This is a genomic window from Marinitoga okinawensis, from assembly GCF_055387075.1.
Window position 1 is genome coordinate 1,853,965 of sequence record NZ_AP042422.1, and the last position, 18,673, is coordinate 1,872,637.

Below are 18,673 nucleotides of genomic sequence, written 5' to 3' on the forward strand. Positions count from 1 at the left end.
ATGAAAAATAACGGTGTAAATCTTGGTGACCTGTTAAAAGACAAAGGACAAATATTCGAAGAAATGATAGAAGATATTTATATTTCAGATCTTAAACCAAATGATAATAAAGAGATTGAAGGTAAGGTTTTGAGCAAAAGACTTCAAACAACAAAAGATGGAAAAGAGTTTTTACTCTTTACAATAGGTGATAAAAGTGGCACATTAAGAGCTATTGATTGGTTTAATGCTAAAGTGAATTCAGAAAAACTTAATATTGGAGATATAATTCGTGTAAAAGGAAAAATTGTAGTTTTTGAAAGTAGATTACAATTAAATGTAGAAAGAAACTATGAAATACATAAATTAAATGAAAATGAAATAAATCCAGAAAAATTCATTAAGACTTCTTCTAAAAACATTCATCAATTGAAAGATGAATTATTTTCGATAATTGATAGTATAAACAATGAATATATAAAAGAATTATTAAAATATATTTTTATAAAAGATAAGAAATTCGCAGATTCATTTTCATATGCTCCAGCTGCAATTAATGTTCATCATGCATATAAACATGGATTATTAGAACATACTATTGATGTCGCAAGATTATGTAACTCAATTGCTGAAAATTATAAAAATATAGTTAATAAAGATATACTCTTAGCTGGCGCATTGCTTCATGATATTGGAAAAACAAAAGAATATAAAATTACTCCAGCTGGGATAGAAAAAACAGATGAGGGAGAATTAATTGGACATATTGCTATAGGTATTCATATGGTTTCCGATTATGCTAAAAAAATAAGTAATTTCCCAAAACATATATTGGATGAGATTTTACATATGATAGCATCACATCATGGAGAATTAGAATGGGGAAGCCCAATTGTACCAAAAACTATTGAAGCGTTTATACTTCATTTTGCTGATAATCTGAGTTCAAAAGTTGAACAGGTAAGAAGTCATATAGAAGAATCAAATAATGAGCATTGGACGGAATACAATAAAAATCTTGGTAGGAAAATAAAAATTACAAAAACGGAGGATAAATAATGCCAAAAGCTGCTAAAAATATTGTTATAGTTGAATCTCCTGCAAAAGCAAAAACTATTGAAAAATATCTTGGTTCTGATTATAAAGTGGTTGCTTCAAAAGGTCATATTCGTGATTTACCTCAGAAAAAATTTGGTGTCGATATAGAAAATGGATTCGAACCAGAATTTGAATTAATGCCTGGAAAAGAAAAAGTTGTATCAGATCTAAAGAAAGTTACAAAAGGAAAAAAAGTTTTCCTTGCACCTGATATGGATAGAGAGGGAGAAGCTATTGCTTGGCATTTAAGCAATATCTTAGGTTTAGATAATTCAGAAGAAAATAGAATTGTATTTTCTGAAATCACTAAAAATACAATTTTAGAAGCTATTAAATCTCCAAGAAAAATAGATGATAAGAAAGTTGGAGCACAATTAGCAAGAAGAATTTTAGATAGAATAGTTGGGTATAAAATTAGTCCTATACTATGGAGAATATTAAAAGATTATAACACTAGTGCTGGTAGAGTTCAATCTGCTGCTTTAAAAATTCTCGTTGACAGAGAAAGAGAAATATTTAAATTTAAGCCAAAAGAATTTTATAAATTTTTCTTAAAATATGCTGATCAAAATATTCCACTTGTAAAAATAAATAGGAAAAAATTCAAAAAAGAAAGCATTAATAAAAAGAAAAAAGACGAAATATTAAAAGAATTAGAAAGTGCAACTTACTCAATTGATAAAGTAGAGGAAAAAGAAACAAAACGCAACCCTCCACAACCATTTATCACAAGCACTTTACAACAAAGTGCGATATCAAAATTTGGATGGTCTTCTAAAAAAACAATGCAAATTGCCCAAAAATTATACGAAGGTGTTGAAACTTCAGAAGGTCCTATTGCTTTTATCACATATATGAGAACAGATTCTACTCGGATTTCTGAAGAAGCACAAAAGACAGCATTTGAATATTTAAATTCTAATTATGGAAAAGATTATACAGGTAACTTTAAAGTTAAAAAATCAAAGAAAAAAATCCAGGATGCTCATGAGGCTATTAGACCAACTGACGTTTTTATCGATCCCGCTAAAGCAAAAAAATTAATTACAGGTGATTTATTAAAATTATATACATTAGTCTGGAATAGATTTATAGCTTCTCAATCATCCTCTTCAAAATATATAGAAAAAACATACACTATTACTGATAATTCAAAAAAATATACATTTGAGGCAGTTGGTAGAAAAAGGATTTTCGAAGGATTTGAAAAATTCTGGCAATCTTCAACTTCTGAAAAAGAATATGAATTACCAGAAACAGGTATATTAGAACCTGTTGAATTGAAATTTGAGAAAGACGAAACAAAGCCTCCTTCGAGATACACAGAAGCTTCACTTGTAAAAGAGATGGAAGCAAAGGGAATCGGGAGACCTTCTACATATGCCACAATCATAACCACATTATTAAATAGAAAATATGTTATTAAAGAAAAAAGTAATCTTATACCGACACTCGTTGGATTTATTGTTTCTGATTTACTTGAAAAGAATTTTCCAGAAATAGTTGATATAAAATTTACAGCTAATATGGAAGAAAAATTAGATAAAGTGGAATCAGGAGAAATTAACTGGAAAGATGTATTAACTGAATTTTATAAAGATTTCGAGAAATTTCTTAGTAACACTGAGAAAAAAATGAAAGAAAAGGCACTTGATTTTTATTACAAATCTAATATAAAATGCTCTAAATGTAATGTTGAAATGGAATTACAATTCGGAAGATATGGCTTGTTTTTGAAATGTCCGAAATGTGGAGATAACAAAAGTATTCCTAAAGGATCTTTGGGTGTAACTTTAAAAAACAATGTATATATAAATGAAGAAATCATATCTTCTACTGAAAAAGGAAAAGAAGAAAAAACTGGGGAAAAATGCCCTAAGTGTGGTGGAGATTTAATTATAAAATCTGGAAGATTTGGAAAATTTATAGCATGTTCTAATTACCCAGAATGCAAATATACCGCTCCATTACCAGCAAGAGGAAAATGCCCTAAATGCGGTAGTGTTGTTCATAAACTCAAAAGCAAAAAAGGTAAAATATACTTCAAATGTTCAGAATGTGGTGAAATGTTCTGGGATGAACCTTCTGATTATAGATGCCCATCATGTAATGGACCATTATTCTATAAAAAGAAAAACAAAGAAGAAATGTTATATTGCCCTGAAGAAAAAAAATATTTTAAAGAGAGTGAGTTGAATGAATTATAATATCGCATTAATATATGGTGGAAATTCAAATGAAAGAGAAGTTTCAATAGAAAGTGCTAAAAATGTTGAAAAAGCTATTAAAAATCTCGGTTATACTCTTTTTAAATATGATTTAAAATATGACTTTGAAAAGTTTTTAAAAGAACACAAAAGAATAGACTTGGTTTTTAATGTTGTACATGGATATGAAGGTGAAGATGGAACTCTACAAAAGGAATTTGAAAAGTTGGGAATCAAATATGTAGGTTCTAATTCTTTAGTTTCTGAAGAAACATTTGATAAGTTGATTTTCATGAAAAAAATCGGGAAAAATTTTTCTATTCCTGATTATGTGTCAACTAAAAAATATATAGGTCCACCTTTTGAATTTCCACTAATAATAAAACCAAGAAAAAGCGGATCAAGTTTGGGAATACATATCTGTCACAATATTGAAGAATATAAAAAATTTCTAATTGAAGAATTGAAAAATTATAGTGAAATGATAATTCAAAAATTCATAAAAGGCAGAGAAATTTCAGTAAGTATCATAGAAAAAAACAAGGAAATTATTGTATTACCAATACTTGAAATTAAACCCAAAAAAGAATTTTATGATTATGAAGCAAAATATACAGAAGGCTTGACAGAATTCGAAGTCCCTGCTCATCTCAATAAAGAATTAGAAGAAAAAATCAAAAATGATTTTGGAAAAATATTTAAAGATATAAGATTAAAGGATTTTGCCAGGATAGATGCTATTGTGAAAGAAAATGATTATTACATTCTCGAAGCTAATACTATCCCTGGATTAACAGAATTGAGCGATTTACCTCAATCTGCTTACGCGTATGGCTTATCATTTGAAAAATTAATAGATATACTAATAAAAAACAATATCTAACATCTCTTTGGATGTCAGATATTGTTTTTTATGACTATTAACTAAAATATTTGTGATTTTCAAAAAGTTTTTTATTTATCAATTTATTTCATTTATTTGTTAAATTATCTTTTATTTTTTTGGCTTCATCACTTTTGTTTTTTAATGGTAGTTTCATTATAATATAAGACAATTTTATTACTACAATTAAGATGACAATGGAAAAAATCAAATTCAGAATATTCAAAAACCCTGTTAAGAAAAAATCCATCTTATCACCACCACTCTTTCATAAAAATATAAGTTATGAGGCCGGCCTTACATTCTTTCCTAAAAGTTAAATTATTCTAATCTTAATGTTATTATAACAAAAAAAATATAAATCAATATCTATATAGTTATTTTATTTAATAAATAAAATAACTTAACAAAAAATAAATGTTATTTCGCATTTTCGACAAAATATTTTTGTAAAATCTTGTATTTATTTTTAATGCGATGTATTAAAAATATGTCCGTGAATATTATTTTAAAAATACTTTGTATTTAAATATAGAGTTTGCCAACAATCTGGATTATTTGACTAATATTTTACCTTTAGAGGATTTTTTTATTTCATATAATAAGTTATCGGATTTTTTCAAACATTGATATATTTCAGATGAATCCTTGCAAATAGTACCACCAGATGAAAATGTATACCCTGTTTCTTTTTTAAACTCATTGTTTATCCGAGAAATAATGTTAAATAAGTTTTCGCTATTTATTGAATCAAGAATTAAAACAAATTCATCCCCGCCATACCTAAAAGGTTTATCTTCTCTTCTAATATTTTTTAATACTATATTAGAAAATGTTTTTATAATTTCATCTCCTTTATCATGCCCAAAAGTATCATTAATCTTCTTAAAATCATCCAAATCAATAAAAATAACACCTACTTTCTTTTTAGCTGATAACGTTAATGTTTCCAAATATTTATCAAGACTTCTTCTATTATAAAAACCTGTTAAAAAATCTTTTTCTGCTTCAAATTTTAAAGCATCAATAAATAATTTATTTTCTAACAAAATTACTGTTTGTTTTGAAAAATAATCTAAAATATACAATTGATCCTTTGAAATAGGTTTATAATTGTATCTGTTATCTGCTATCACAAAACCAAAATCCTTATTTCCACTTTTTAAAGAACAAATAGCACATTCTCCAATAATATTTAAAGCATCCGAAATTTCAACTGGCAAAATAGATACTGGAATATGGGCAGTTTTACCAGAGCTTAACATTTCTTCAAATAAGGGATTTTTTGATATAACCTTTTTATTTATTTTGAATGTTTTTATTTCTTTTTCTAATGAACTAAAATATTTGCTATTTTTATAGTTTTTTATTTCTTCTTTAAAATCTATATTAATCTCTTCCATATATTTCCAGACTTCATGTGCTTCCTTTTCATTTTTAAATCCCAATGCTCTAAAAACTTCATAATTATCTTCTTTTTTTCGGAATAATATTGCTCTATTAAATGCCCCACCCATGTTTATAGTAATTGCTGTTAAATAAATATATATTAATTTATCCACATTTGTTTCCTTTTTAGCTGCTTCTTCCAGAAAAGTTCTTGAATTAAGCATTACATATGATAAACTACTACTTTTTAATAAAGTTGAAACCATTTCTAATGAAATTAAAGGAGATGATTCTGAAATTATATAATACATTATTTCACTTTCTGATTTTAATAATAATTCATAATTTAATTTTAAATTTTTTTCTTTATATATTAATTCCACTCGCTGTCTTTTAACACCTTTTAAAATCACTACTTTTTTTATTTTAAGAAAATTAAAAATTCTTGCTATCCTAATAATTTTAAATAAGTTTTTAGGAACAAAATCAGGATTTTCGCAAATATAAATATTTACATCTATTGATTCTATAAATTTACTGATATTTTCAATCAAAAAATAAAATCCTATATCAAATTGAGTACTATTTATATACTTTTCATATAACTTTAATTTTTCTTGAATATCAATTCCCATAATTATCACCTTATTTAAATTGTAATTAAATTTTTAAGACAAATATAATTAAAAAATATTTTTCTGCTATAATTTATTATAACAGAAAATGAGGTGATTATATGAAAAAAATAGTTTTTTTAATATTTTTAATATTATTACTGATTATACATATCAATGCTTTTTCATATAAAGAATTAAATAACTATGACTTTTACTTATTGTTTAAGAATCCTCAAAATTTTTATAATCAATTATATACTAATATTTCTTTTTTTAGATATCTATATTCTAAAGAAGGTGCAGGTCAAGAATCATTGTATGAATATTTATTAAAAAATTTAAACTCAGAAGAAACATCTGCAATAAATAGTTTTATTTCTTCAAATTTTTTATTTATCTCAAATGATAGTTTTAGTCTTTCAAACTTTCTATGGATAAATCCTGTACAGGATATAATAAAATTTTTAAAAACATTTAACGGTTACATAATTACGGATTATAATAATCGTGAAAAATTAATTAATTTGATAAAAAATCTTTTTAGTTATGATGTAGAATATAATAACGGTGAATATTATATAAAAGAATTAAATTTAAAAATTTTTTTTATTGCTGGACATACTATATTTTATAATCAAGATTTTTCTCTTAAAAAAATTTTTAAACTGTTAGACGATTTTAACTCTTTAATATTATCAAATAAAAATACTATATTTATATCTTTTAAAAATAAAAAATTTAATTATTATATTGAACAAATTCAAAACAAATACTTTTCCAATTATTCAGATTCTAATATAGGAACAGCAACGATAAATTATTCTAATAAGGAAATTTTAATAAACATTAATAGTCCTATAAAAGTTATTAAAAAATCTAGATTTGATAGTTCTTTTAAAACTTTTGGTGATTCTATTATTTTTTTGAACCTAAATTCAAAAAATGAAATCTATAATATTGCCGAAAATATTTTTATCCCTCAAGATAATTATTCAAAAGAAGCATTAAATTTTGTTCTTAATTCTATTAAAAATAATGGAGATATTTATTTGAGCGAATACTTTTCAAGAAAAACTAATGGCATATCAATTATTATCCCAGGAAAAGTTGATATTGAAAAAATAGATAAAAAAATTAAAAATTGGGGTATTGATAAAAAGACTTTAGGAAATTATTACTATTATAATATATATTATAAAAATGTAGGATCTCCTGTATATTTGTACATTAATGATAATCAATTAATTTTATCTTCTATATCTCCATCATTAATGAAATACCTAATAGTAAGTTCTAAAAAGTTTTCAAACATAAAAATTTTTAATTCAAATACAATACCAAAAAATATTTTATATCTATGGTATTCTAATATAAATTCATTTTTTGAAGAATATATAGGAAATTCAATTCCAGGAGAATTTTTAATAATAAACGCTTCTAATAATGAAAAGTTTATAGAAAAAATAATATTAAGGTAGGTGTTTTAATGAGTATTTTAACAAAGATATTTGATAAAAACAAAAGAATGTTAAATAAGTATAAAAAGATTGTCGAAAAAATAAATTCAATGGAATCAAAAATTGAAAAGTTATCAGATGAACAGTTAAAATCAAAAACAAATGAGTTTAAAAAAAGACTTTCTGAAGGAGAAACATTAGATGATATTTTAGTTGAGGCTTTTGCTGTAGTCAGAGAAACTGCAAAAAGAGTTTTAAAAATGAGACATTTTGATGTTCAATTAATGGGTGGAATTGCATTACATGAAGGAAATATAGCTGAAATGAAAACTGGTGAAGGTAAAACTTTAGTTGCAACTTTACCAGTATATTTAAATGCCTTAACAGAAAAAGGAGTCCATTTAGCAACACATAATGATTACCTTGCAAAAAGAGATGCTCAATGGATGGCTCCTGTTTATGAATTTTTAGGTTTAAGTGTAGGTTTCATACAAGCTGGTATGGATAATGAAGAAAGAAAAAAAGCATATGAATGTGATGTAACTTATGGAACTGCTAATGAATTCGGTTTTGATTATTTAAGAGATAACTTAGTTTATGATTTAAATGACAAAGTACAAAGAGGACATCATTATGCTATTGTTGATGAAGCTGATAGTATTTTGATTGATGAAGCTAGAACTCCTTTAATTATTTCTGGACCATCTGATACTCCTTCTCATTTATATACAAAATTCGCCTCTATTGCAAAAAAATTAAAAAGAGATGAAGATTTTACTTTAGATGAAAAGAGCAAAGCTGTTATTTTAACTGATGAGGGTATATCAAGATTAGAAAAAATGCTTGGAATTGAAAATCTTTATGATCCTAAAAATATTCATTATTTATTCCATACTTTAAATGCTTTAAAAGCACTGCATTATTTTAAAAGAGATAAAGACTATATCATTCAAGATGGAGAAGTTATTATTGTTGATGAATTCACAGGAAGATTAATGCATGGAAGAAGATATTCAGAAGGATTACACCAAGCAATTGAAGCTAAAGAAGGTGTAAAAGTAAAAGAAGAATCTTTGACTTATGCTACTATTACCTTCCAAAATTATTTTAGAATGTATGAAAAATTAGCTGGAATGACTGGTACAGCAAAAACTGAAGAAGATGAATTTAAACAAATATATAATTGTGAAGTTGTCGTTATTCCAACCAACAAACCAGTTATCAGAAAAGATAAAAATGATTTAATTTATAAAACTCAAAAAGAAAAATGGAATGCTGTGGTAAATGAAATAAAAAAACGATACAAAAAAGAACAACCTATGTTAGTTGGTACAACTTCTATTGAAACAAGTGAGTTATTGAGTTCTATGTTAAAAAAAGAAGGAATACCTCATAATGTTTTAAATGCAAAGTACCATGAAAAAGAAGCTGAAATAATTGCTCAAGCTGGACAAAAAGGCATGATTACAATAGCTACAAATATGGCTGGTAGAGGTACTGATATCAAATTAGGTGAAGGTGTTGTTGAATTAGGTGGTCTATATGTTATTGGTACAGAAAGGCATGAAAGTAGAAGAATTGATAATCAGTTGATTGGTCGTTCCGGAAGACAGGGTGACCCTGGAGAATCAAGATTTTTCCTTTCATTTGAAGATGATCTATTAAGATTATTTGGTGGAGATAAATTAAAAAATATCATGAATACCTTAAAAATTGAAGACGGACAACCAATTGAACATGGATTACTAAGCAAAATTATTAGAGATGCTCAAAAAAGAGTAGAAGGTATTCATTTTTCCATAAGAAAAAGATTATTTGAGCTTGATTCAATTATGGATTATCAAAGATCTTCTATTTATTCACATAGAGATTGGATTCTTGGCCAGGATAATTATGACGAGCATTTAAAAGAAATATTTGAAGATGTTGTTGAAAGGCTTGTAGAATCATCTATAACTGAAGAAGAAACCGTTGATAAAGAAAATTTATCAAAAAAATTATTAGCTTTCGGAATTGTTGAAAAAATTGAATACGATAATATAGAAGAATGTAAAGATAAAGTATTTAAAATGTTATGGGATAGATATCTTTCAAAGAAAAATGAATTTGGAGATGAATTTAATAAATTAGCCAAATTTATAATGCTAAGAATTATAGATGAACGTTGGAGAAAGCATTTAGAGGCTATTGAACATTTAAAAGAAGCTGTTAGTTTGCGTGCTTATGGACAAAAAGATCCTACTATGGAATTTAAAAAGGAATCTTATATTTTATTCGAAGAATTAATAAATAATATATATGATGACACAGTTTCTTATTTACTAAGAATAATAAAAGTGGATACATCAAAAGAAGAGGAAGAAACAAAAAAGAAAATTCATCAATTGAACTTTGTTCATAATGATGGGAGTGTTATTAATAGAGCTGAAAAAAGAAAAGAAAAGAAAAAAAGTCATAAAAGAATTAAAATAAAGAGGTGAAACAATGCTTGATTATGAAATAAAAGTTAAAATAGAAGAATTACATGAAAAATTTAAAAACCTTCAAAACCTTTTTAATATAGAAAAAACAAATTCTAGAATAATAGAATTAGAAAATGAAATGACTGATCCAAATTTTTGGAATGATCAGAAAAGAGCTGAAAAAATTTCAAGAGAATTACAACACTTAAAAAACGAAAGAGAAGAATTTAATAAACTTCACGGATTGTTTGAAGACTTAAATGTCGCTATGGAATTTAGCGAAGAAGATCCTACTATGGATGAACAAGCGCTTGAAATCTTAGAAGAAATAGAAAAAAAGGTTAAAGAATTTGAATTAGCTATGTTGTTATCAGGAAAATATGATTCAAACAATGTGTTCTTAACTATACATCCAGGAGCTGGTGGAACAGAATCTCATGACTGGGCCGATATGCTTTTAAGAATGTATACTCGATGGTCAGAAAAAAATTCATATAAAATAGATGTGATAGATTATTTACCTGGTGATGAAGCTGGAATAAAAAGCGTTACAATAAAAATCAATGGATCTTTTGCTTATGGAAAATTAAAATATGAATCCGGCGTTCACAGACTCGTTAGGGTTTCACCTTTTGATGCTGCTAACAGAAGGCATACATCATTTGCTTCTGTTTCCGTAACCCCTGAATTAGATGAAGATATTGATATAGAAATTAGACCAGATGATTTAAAAATCGACACATTTAGAGCTGGTGGAGCAGGTGGCCAACACGTTAACAAAACAGATTCAGCTGTAAGAATTACACATTTACCAACAGGTATTGTTGTAGCCTGTCAAAATGAGCGTTCACAGCATCAAAATAAAGCTACGGCTATGCAAATATTAAAAGCAAGATTATTCGAACTCGAAATGAGGAAAAAAATGGAAGAAAAGTTAAAATTAATGGGCGATATGAAAGATATTTCCTGGGGTAATCAGATTAGGTCATATGTTTTATACCCATACAAAATGGTAAAAGACCATAGAACAAATTATGAAACTTCAAATGCAGATGCTGTTTTAGATGGAGAATTGGATGGATTTATAGAAGCAGAACTGTTATATTTTGCCAAATTAAATAAAGAAGAATAAAAACAGTTGGGAGGATGGGATGAAAACAGAAAATTGGAAAAATTTTTTGGTAGCATGTAATTTTTTGTGTAAAAACCTCTTCTTGGATGGTAATAAATTAATTAAATTAGATTATTATTTTTAAATTATTTTCATATGAATTATCGTCTATATTGTAATATGCTTTAATAGTAATTTTCAGAAGTTTTTGATGTGGATTTTTAAAAACAAACACCTTTTTGCAATTTTCACTGCAAGATTTAACATTATTAAATTAAGAATATATTTTTGGCGTTAGTTTTTAGCATTTAGTTTTATGTATTATTGATTATTACAGATTTTGGAATTTAGTTGTATTAAGAATTATAGACGTATTTTGTGATTCTTTCTTTGAAAAAGATGGATAGTTCGTTTAGGACTTTACTCCAGTTTCTATATCGAGCTGTCCATCTTTTTGTTGCATCTATTGTTGCTAAATATAATATTTTTAATAATGCATCATCATTTGGAAAAGATGTTTTATTTTTAGTCACTTTTCTATATTGCCTATTCAATGATTCTATTACATTTGTTGTATACATTATTTTTCTTACTTCATCACCATAATCAAAATATGGAGATATTGTTTCCCAATGTTTTTCCCAGCTTTCTAATGCCAATTTGTATTTTGTCCATTTGTTTTCTTTTAAATCTTGTAGGTTTGAATAAGCTATATCTTTATTGGGTGCTTTATATACTTTTTTTAAATCATTTACAAGTTCTTTTCTATCTTTGTAATTAACATATTTTAATGTATTTCTTATTTGATGTATTATACATCTTTGTACTACAGTATCAGGAAATGCTGCTTTAATTGCTTGTGGAAATCCAGTTAATCCATCTACTGAAGCTATTAATATATCTTTAACTCCTCTATTTTTTAAATCATTTAATACTCTTAACCAGAATTTTGATGATTCTATTTCACCTATATATATACCAAGAACTTCTTTAAATCCATCAATATTTACACCTATTACAACATATGCAGTCTTTTTAATTATCTCACCATCATCTTTTACTTTAAATACTATTCCATCCATGAAAACAAAAGTGTATATCTCTTCTAATGGTCTGCTTTGCCATTCTCTAATTTCTGGTAATATCTTATTAGTAATTTTACTTATCATTTCAGCTGATAATTCTACACCATATATATCTTCAACATTCCTAACTATATCTTTCGTACTTAATCCCAAACCATACATTCCTATTATTCTACTTTCAATATCTGAAATATCTCTTTTATATTTTGGTATTATTTTCGGTTCATATTCACCCTTTCTATCTCTGGGTATTTTCAATTCCATCTCACCCATGCTTGATCTTACCTTTTTTGAGCTGTATCCATTTCTGGAGTTATCCGTTTCTTTATTTTCCTTATCGTATTTCTCATATCCTAATTCATCTTCTAATTCCGCTTCTAACATTTCTTGTATTATTGGTCCCATCAATTCTTTTATCTTGTCATATACATCTTTCATTGTGTTTACTTCAGGATCTCTTGCTATTAACTTTGCTAATTTTTCAATGTTACTTTCTTCTTTTTTCTTTCTCTTTGCCATTTAAAATACCCCCTTCTTGGTTTTATTTTACCATACCAAGAAGAGGGTTACCTATTTTTTCTACTTTTTATTTACACAAAATTTTTTATGGTCTCAATTTTTCAATATAACATCAATAAGGAAAAAATCCCCTGATATACTCAGGGGATTTTTTTAAAAACTATATTCTACACCTAATTTTATATTATAATAAAATTCATCTTTATTTGATGGTTTAAATATCTTCATGTCATAATTATCTGTTTCAGCAGTATCAACTAATTCCAATTTATTTTTTGTATATCTTAAATTTAATCCATTATATATTTTTAATCCATATAACATATAATCAACATTAAGATTAAAATCATACTTGTTTTCAAGTATCTTATCATCTAAAAAATGTGTACCTTGCCCACCTTCACTCCACACAGCATATTCACCCCATGGATTTGCTGGTGATTTGCTTCCTGAGATAACATATTCAAATGAGCCATTAATATTAATACCATTTACATTATTAAAATATGTTCCCATAAAAGCTATATTGTTTTCTCCATTATAATATCCTATATAATTTTCTTCAGGCAATATTACTTTTTCCCCATCATAATTATAGGTTACATCTGGATAATATGTATATCCATAATAAAGATTTTGGCCGTTTCCAGAAGGTTGAAATGTATATTTTGTTGCTCCAGCATTATATAATCCAAATTTTCCATATTCTGTTTCTATACTCCCACCCAAACTCCATGCAATCTTATCTGGATTTTGATATGAATCTGGAGCAAATACTCTATTTGTATTTATATCATCAACAAGTATTTGACCATAGAAATATTTATTTTCATCTGTATAATCCAGAGAAAAACCCATTATAGAATTTGCATTGTATCCATGAGTCCAGGGTTTTCCATAAGAAATATTAACATATTGAACAAAAAAATTAGGTATTACATTCACAAAATATTCTATATCAAAAGATGTATTTACATATACTGCAGATTCTTCATATGCTAACCTGAAATTCCCAAATTTTATGCCATAAGCTTTCAAATTAGCTCCTCTGTCAGGATAGTTAAGAGTTGATTCCCTATTTAGTTCAATATAACGAGTTTCATAGAAAAATTCATCATCTTCATAATTAAAATCAAGTATAACCGCAGGCAATCCTTTTGAAGAAATAAACAGAGAATAAGGTGAATCTACAATATCATAATGTTGTAATCTTCCAAATGAAAACTTATACCTATCAAAATCTAATATTATTCCACCATTTTTCATATAAAAATAAAACCCTTTATAATATGTATCTCCCATAGATGATTTATACTTTCCATCGTTATACGCATTAAGTTCTCCTAAAAATGTAAACCCTTCATAATTATGATAAATTTTGAATGTAACTCCTTGATATGTTTTTACATTATTTATATTGTCATCTATTTGTACAGAAAAATCAAAACCATATGTAATTAAAGAAATTATAGTTATTGATATAATTAAGAATAATTTTTTCATCTTAAATCCCCACCTTTTAAATTTTTTCCCAAATTCTTTAATTCTTAAAGTAGTGTCCAAAAAGTATAAAAGAAACGAAGACTCGAAGTTTTTTTGATCTTAATAAAAGAATTTTATAATTTCTTTTATTTTTAAGGTATGCAATCAGGGTGTCTGAGTAATTTTATCTTTTTGGACAACCTACTTTAATTTTTTCAAGTATAATCCGGTAATTTTTTATTTACCATATTATTTGATATTAATTTATAAAAAACAAATATAGGAACAAAATGTTCAATTAATTATCTTTATCTTCCTTTATAATATTATTTTCAGAATCGAGCATAATAAAATCTTCGTCCTCGTCAATATCAACTTCATCCATTATTTTTTTCCATTCTTCTTCAACTTTTTCCAATTCATCATCATCCTCAACAGCATCTAAGAAAATTTCTCCTTTTTCGTCATTTACTTTAAAAGCTACTGTATCTCCTAAAACAATATCTTCACTATCTTCTTCTTTAAAAGCTTCATAACATACCCAATATTTTTTACCCTCAATCTTTAATTCTTCAACAAACATGAAATTATATTCTTTTCCATCCTCACCAGTAATTGTAAAAAATTCTAATCTTTCCATAATAATCCCTCCAAAATAAATATTCTAGCTATATTTTAATTTAAAAATATGAATTTTTGATATTTTATTTGTTACTGAAATTATCATATCAAAATTCATTAATTACATGATATAATATTATGGACAAGGGGGCGAGATTTTTGAATTTATTGGAAATGCGTATTAAAGGGTTCAAGAGCTTTGCAAAAAACACAACATTAAATTTAAATTCCAATATTGTTAGTATTGTCGGACCAAACGGGTCTGGAAAATCAAACATTGTAGACGCTATAAGATGGCTCCTTGGAGAACAATCTTCAAAACAAATTAGAATTTCTGAAAAAATAGATGTTATTTTTAGTGGTTCTGAAAAATTTCCACCCGCAAAAAAAGCAGAAGTGTTTTTAAAAATAAAAGATGATAATGATAAAATAAGAACTATTGGGAAAATATTAACTGCAGAGGGAAAAACTCAATATAAAATAGACAACAGAAATGCTCGTTTAAAAGATATTTTTGATGTAATTGGTGGATCTGGAGTTGGAAAATCTTTTTACTCAATTATATCTCAAGATCAAGTAAGAGAATTAGTATCTGCTTCATCCGACCAATTACGAACAATAATTGAGGATGCTGCAGGAATCAAAACATATCTTGATAAAAAAGAAATTGCATTAAAAATGCTAAATCAAACTAAAGAAAACCTCGAAAGACTTAATGATGTATTATATGAGGTAGAAAAAAGAGTAAGATCTTTATCAAATAGAGCTTCAAGAGCTAAAAAATATGTGGAATATAACAAGGAATTAAAATTAATAGGAACTGAATATTTTGGTGCTAAAAGCCTTTCAATTGATAAAAAAATTAAAGAAATTGAAAAAGCAATTTTGGAAAATAAAGAAAAAATAAAATCTCATTTATCAGAAAGTTTTGAAGTAGAGAGATTATATAAAGAATTAAAAAAAGAGATTGAAGAGGAAGAAGAGCAACTTTCTATTTATGGTGAGAAAATCGAAAATTTCAGGCAACGTCTTAAATCCTATGAAGAAATGAAAGCAAAACTCGAAAAAGAAATTAATGAATTAAATTCTAAAATTGTAGAAAAAGATTGGGAAAAGAAAAAATTTGAAGAAGACCTTCAAAAAAATGAAAAAAGATATGAAGAAGTTACTGATTTACTTAGTAAATATAATAGTGAAATAAAAAAATACATAGAACAAATTAAAATTGTAGAAAATGAAAAAAGGGAAATTGAAAGTTCTATTTCGGAAGAAATGAACAATCTAACAAAACTAAAAGAAAATATAAAAAAAGCAAATCAGTATATAAAAGATTTAGAAAATAAGAAAAACAAATTAATTAATGAATTAGCTGATAAGGAAGAAAGGCTAAAATTTTTAAATACCGAAAAAGAAAACCTTGAAAAACAAATAGAATCTTTAGAAAATGAATTACAAAAAATCGAAAAAAATCTAAATACTATAAGCAAAAAAGAAGAGAATTTAAATAATGAAATACATGAGAAAAAAAATACCGTAGAAAGTTTACATTCAGAATTAAATAATACCTATGATTATTTAAAAAAATTAAGAAACAATAAAGATTTAATAGAAAGAAAAATTCAAAATATTTCCTTACAAATTAATGAATATGAAGGTTTTTCTTTCGCTGTAAAAAAACTATTTGAAGCTTTTCATAAGGATGAAAACTTAGTAGATGTTGTGTTAAATCTTATTGAAGTACCTGAAGAATTAGAAACAGCTATTACTATGGTTGCTGGATATAAGCTACAAAATGTTATAATAAAAAATTCAAATCAAGTTTCTTCTTATATCAATTACTTAAAAGCCGAAAAAGCAGGAAGAGTAACTTTTTTACCTCTTGATTTAATAAATTCTAAAATTAGAAGATACAAAGAATTAGAAAATGAACCAGGATTTTATGGTTATATTGTAGATCTTATAAAATACAATAAAGAATATGAAAAAGCCATTTACTATGTTTTTGGTAATTCTATAGTAGTAGATAGCATTCATACAGCTTTAAATATTAAAAATAGACATAAAAATTTATTTTTAACCATTTCAACAACAGATGGTGAAATAATTAATACCTCAGGAGCAATTTCAGGAGGTGCCTCTAAAGGTAATAATTCAACGATTTTACTTACAAGAAAAAGAGAATTACAAATATTAAAAAAAGAATTAAATGAATTAAACATTGAAATAAACACTTATGAAGAAAAATTACAAAATTTAGAATATGAATACAAAAAAAGAAGTATAGAACTGCGAAAGTTAGAAGAAAAATTGAATGAAATAAAATACAATAGAATAAATGGAGCTAATTCTTACAAAGAATTTAAAAATAATTATGATTCTTCCAAAAAACGTTATAATGAAATTATTAATAGAATAGATTCTTATGAAGAAAGAGTAGATGAGATTAATATAGAACTTAAAACTATTAACAACGAAATTGAAAAAAATAATGATTTAATAAGTTCTTTAGAAAAAGAGGTCGTTAATATTGAAAAAAATAATGAATCAATTCATGAAGAGTTAAGACTTAAAATTGCAAAACTAAATGAATTAAATATCTATAAAAATTCTATATCTGAAAAAATAGAAAATTATCAAACAGAATATTCTAATATAAAAAATAATATAAGAACAATTACTAACACAATAGAATCTATAAATAACCTTTTAAAAGAATTAAAAGGAAATATAAATAGAAAAAACGAAGATATGTTAGAGTATGAAAAAGAAATAAAAGCAATGAACAACGAAATAGAAGATGCTTTTAAAATGATGAAAATGAGTAGAGAGGGGAAAAGTGAAAAGTTTGATGAATTAGAAAAATATGAATTGAAAAAAAATGAATTAAAAGATAAAATAGACGAATTAAAAAATGCCTCTCATGAACTAGATTTAGAAATACAAAACTTAAAACATGAAAAAGATTTTATTATTGAAAAAGCAAAAAACATTGGAATAAACATAGAAGATTTCATTTATAAAGAATTATCTGATGTTGAATTATTAGCCTTAGAAAGAAGAATTGAAGATATTAAAAAAGCATTAAAACATATTGGAAGTGTTGATTTAGGAGTTTTAGACGAATATGAAATGGTGAAAAAAGAATTGGACGACAGATATAAACAAAAAGAAGATATTTTACAATCAATTAAATCTTTAAAAGAAGGTATTGAAAAAATTGATAACGAAGCTGAAGAAAAATATTTGAAAACGTTTAATCTTGTAAATCAAAAATTTGGTGAATTCATAAAAGAATTATTCGTTGGTGGAGATGGTATTTTAAAAATGGTTGGAGATGGAAAAGCTTTTGAAAAAGGAGTGGAGATCTCCGTTAAAAAGCCAGGAAGAAATTTTCAAAAATTACAATTATTTTCTGGCGGCGAAAAAGCCTTAATTACTTCAGCATTTTTATTTGCACTAATGAATGTTAATCCGAGTCCATTTTATTTATTAGATGAAATTGATGCACCACTTGATGATATTAATGCTGGAAAATTAGCTAAGTTAATAAAAAAGCATGCTGATAAAACTCAATTTTTAATTATTACTCATAATAAATTAATGATGGAAATAGCTGAAATTTTTCATGGAATTACAATGAGATATGGTGTTTCACAAGTTGTTCCTGTTGATTTTAAATTTATAGAGAGTTTAGATGAAGAATAGTCAAAGCGCCTTATTTAAGGCGCTTTTAATTTTTATAATATAGCTGCATTTTATTCCT

General features: G+C 25.8%; 12 protein-coding genes. 7 read left to right on the forward strand and 5 right to left on the reverse strand.

The features are described 5' to 3' along the window. From ACZ5CK_RS09090 to ACZ5CK_RS09100, 3 genes are read left to right on the forward strand one after another with little or no spacing between them, the layout of a single operon-like run. On the forward strand, nt 1-1,038 hold the full coding sequence (locus ACZ5CK_RS09090; protein ID WP_464581498.1) for a 3'-5' exoribonuclease YhaM family protein: 1,038 nt from the start codon (nt 1-3) through the stop codon (nt 1,036-1,038). Then, the gene (gene topA, locus ACZ5CK_RS09095; protein ID WP_464581499.1) at nt 1,038-3,284 is read left to right on the forward strand and encodes a type I DNA topoisomerase; all 2,247 of its coding nucleotides are present in this window, start codon (nt 1,038-1,040) and stop codon (nt 3,282-3,284) included. Before ACZ5CK_RS09090 ends, topA begins: the two co-directional genes overlap by 1 nt. After that, a complete protein-coding gene (locus ACZ5CK_RS09100) occupies nt 3,274-4,167 on the forward strand; it encodes a D-alanine--D-alanine ligase (protein WP_464581500.1) in 894 nt (297 codons plus the stop codon). The genes topA and ACZ5CK_RS09100 overlap by 11 nt, the downstream gene beginning before the upstream one ends. Before the next feature lie 88 nt (nt 4,168-4,255). Here ACZ5CK_RS09100 and ACZ5CK_RS09105 read toward each other — a convergent pair whose 3' ends face one another. Beyond that, on the reverse strand, nt 4,256-4,417 hold the full coding sequence (locus ACZ5CK_RS09105) for a hypothetical protein (protein ID WP_464581501.1): 162 nt from the start codon (nt 4,415-4,417) through the stop codon (nt 4,256-4,258). Nucleotides 4,418-4,721: 304 nt separating this feature from the next. Beyond that, nucleotides 4,722-6,191, reverse strand: a complete 1,470-nt coding sequence (locus tag ACZ5CK_RS09110) for a GGDEF domain-containing protein (protein WP_464581502.1) — start codon at nt 6,189-6,191, stop codon at nt 4,722-4,724. A 101-nt stretch (nt 6,192-6,292) separates the two neighbouring features. Between ACZ5CK_RS09110 and ACZ5CK_RS09115 the strand changes: the two genes are divergently transcribed. The 3 genes from ACZ5CK_RS09115 to prfB are packed head-to-tail and all read left to right on the forward strand — an operon-like array spanning nt 6,293 to nt 11,224. Further along, nucleotides 6,293-7,651, forward strand: a complete 1,359-nt coding sequence (locus tag ACZ5CK_RS09115; RefSeq protein WP_464581503.1) for a hypothetical protein — start codon at nt 6,293-6,295, stop codon at nt 7,649-7,651. Nucleotides 7,652-7,659: 8 nt separating this feature from the next. Beyond that, nucleotides 7,660-10,110, forward strand: a complete 2,451-nt coding sequence (secA, locus tag ACZ5CK_RS09120) for a preprotein translocase subunit SecA (RefSeq protein ID WP_464581504.1) — start codon at nt 7,660-7,662, stop codon at nt 10,108-10,110. A gap of 4 nt (nt 10,111-10,114) precedes the next feature. Beyond that, nucleotides 10,115-11,224: a peptide chain release factor 2 gene (prfB, locus tag ACZ5CK_RS09125; RefSeq protein WP_464581505.1), complete on the forward strand. Its 1,110-nt coding sequence runs from the start codon at nt 10,115-10,117 to the stop codon at nt 11,222-11,224. Between the two features lie 335 nt (nt 11,225-11,559). Here prfB and ACZ5CK_RS09130 read toward each other — a convergent pair whose 3' ends face one another. The 3 genes from ACZ5CK_RS09130 to ACZ5CK_RS09140 all read right to left on the reverse strand — a co-directional run bounded on the left by ACZ5CK_RS09130 (nt 11,560) and on the right by ACZ5CK_RS09140 (nt 14,929). Further along, nucleotides 11,560-12,807, reverse strand: a complete 1,248-nt coding sequence (locus ACZ5CK_RS09130) for an IS256 family transposase (protein WP_464581024.1) — start codon at nt 12,805-12,807, stop codon at nt 11,560-11,562. Nucleotides 12,808-12,960: 153 nt separating this feature from the next. Further along, nucleotides 12,961-14,310, reverse strand: a complete 1,350-nt coding sequence (locus tag ACZ5CK_RS09135) for a hypothetical protein (protein WP_464581506.1) — start codon at nt 14,308-14,310, stop codon at nt 12,961-12,963. Nucleotides 14,311-14,587: 277 nt separating this feature from the next. Further along, entirely contained in the window at nt 14,588-14,929 is a 342-nt protein-coding gene (locus ACZ5CK_RS09140) for a DUF1292 domain-containing protein (protein WP_464581507.1), read from the reverse strand. Nucleotides 14,930-15,069: 140 nt separating this feature from the next. Here ACZ5CK_RS09140 and smc point away from each other — a divergent pair, with 140 nt between their 5' ends. Beyond that, nucleotides 15,070-18,615, forward strand: a complete 3,546-nt coding sequence (gene smc / locus ACZ5CK_RS09145) for a chromosome segregation protein SMC (protein WP_464581508.1) — start codon at nt 15,070-15,072, stop codon at nt 18,613-18,615. The last annotated feature ends 58 nt before the right edge of the window (nt 18,616-18,673 follow it).

What these genes read in the sequence shown, in the direction of transcription:
- ACZ5CK_RS09090 (WP_464581498.1), top strand. Translation starts at nt 1, where the DNA reads ATGAAAAATAACGGTGTAAATCTTGGTGACCTGTTAAAAGACAAAGGA.
- topA (WP_464581499.1), top strand. Translation starts at nt 1,038, where the DNA reads ATGCCAAAAGCTGCTAAAAATATTGTTATAGTTGAATCTCCTGCAAAA.
- ACZ5CK_RS09100 (WP_464581500.1), top strand. Translation starts at nt 3,274, where the DNA reads ATGAATTATAATATCGCATTAATATATGGTGGAAATTCAAATGAAAGA.
- ACZ5CK_RS09105 (WP_464581501.1), bottom strand. Translation starts at nt 4,417, where the DNA reads ATGGATTTTTTCTTAACAGGGTTTTTGAATATTCTGAATTTGATTTTT.
- ACZ5CK_RS09110 (WP_464581502.1), bottom strand. Translation starts at nt 6,191, where the DNA reads ATGGGAATTGATATTCAAGAAAAATTAAAGTTATATGAAAAGTATATA.
- ACZ5CK_RS09115 (WP_464581503.1), top strand. Translation starts at nt 6,293, where the DNA reads ATGAAAAAAATAGTTTTTTTAATATTTTTAATATTATTACTGATTATA.
- secA (WP_464581504.1), top strand. Translation starts at nt 7,660, where the DNA reads ATGAGTATTTTAACAAAGATATTTGATAAAAACAAAAGAATGTTAAAT.
- prfB (WP_464581505.1), top strand. Translation starts at nt 10,115, where the DNA reads ATGCTTGATTATGAAATAAAAGTTAAAATAGAAGAATTACATGAAAAA.
- ACZ5CK_RS09130 (WP_464581024.1), bottom strand. Translation starts at nt 12,807, where the DNA reads ATGGCAAAGAGAAAGAAAAAAGAAGAAAGTAACATTGAAAAATTAGCA.
- ACZ5CK_RS09135 (WP_464581506.1), bottom strand. Translation starts at nt 14,310, where the DNA reads ATGAAAAAATTATTCTTAATTATATCAATAACTATAATTTCTTTAATT.
- ACZ5CK_RS09140 (WP_464581507.1), bottom strand. Translation starts at nt 14,929, where the DNA reads ATGGAAAGATTAGAATTTTTTACAATTACTGGTGAGGATGGAAAAGAA.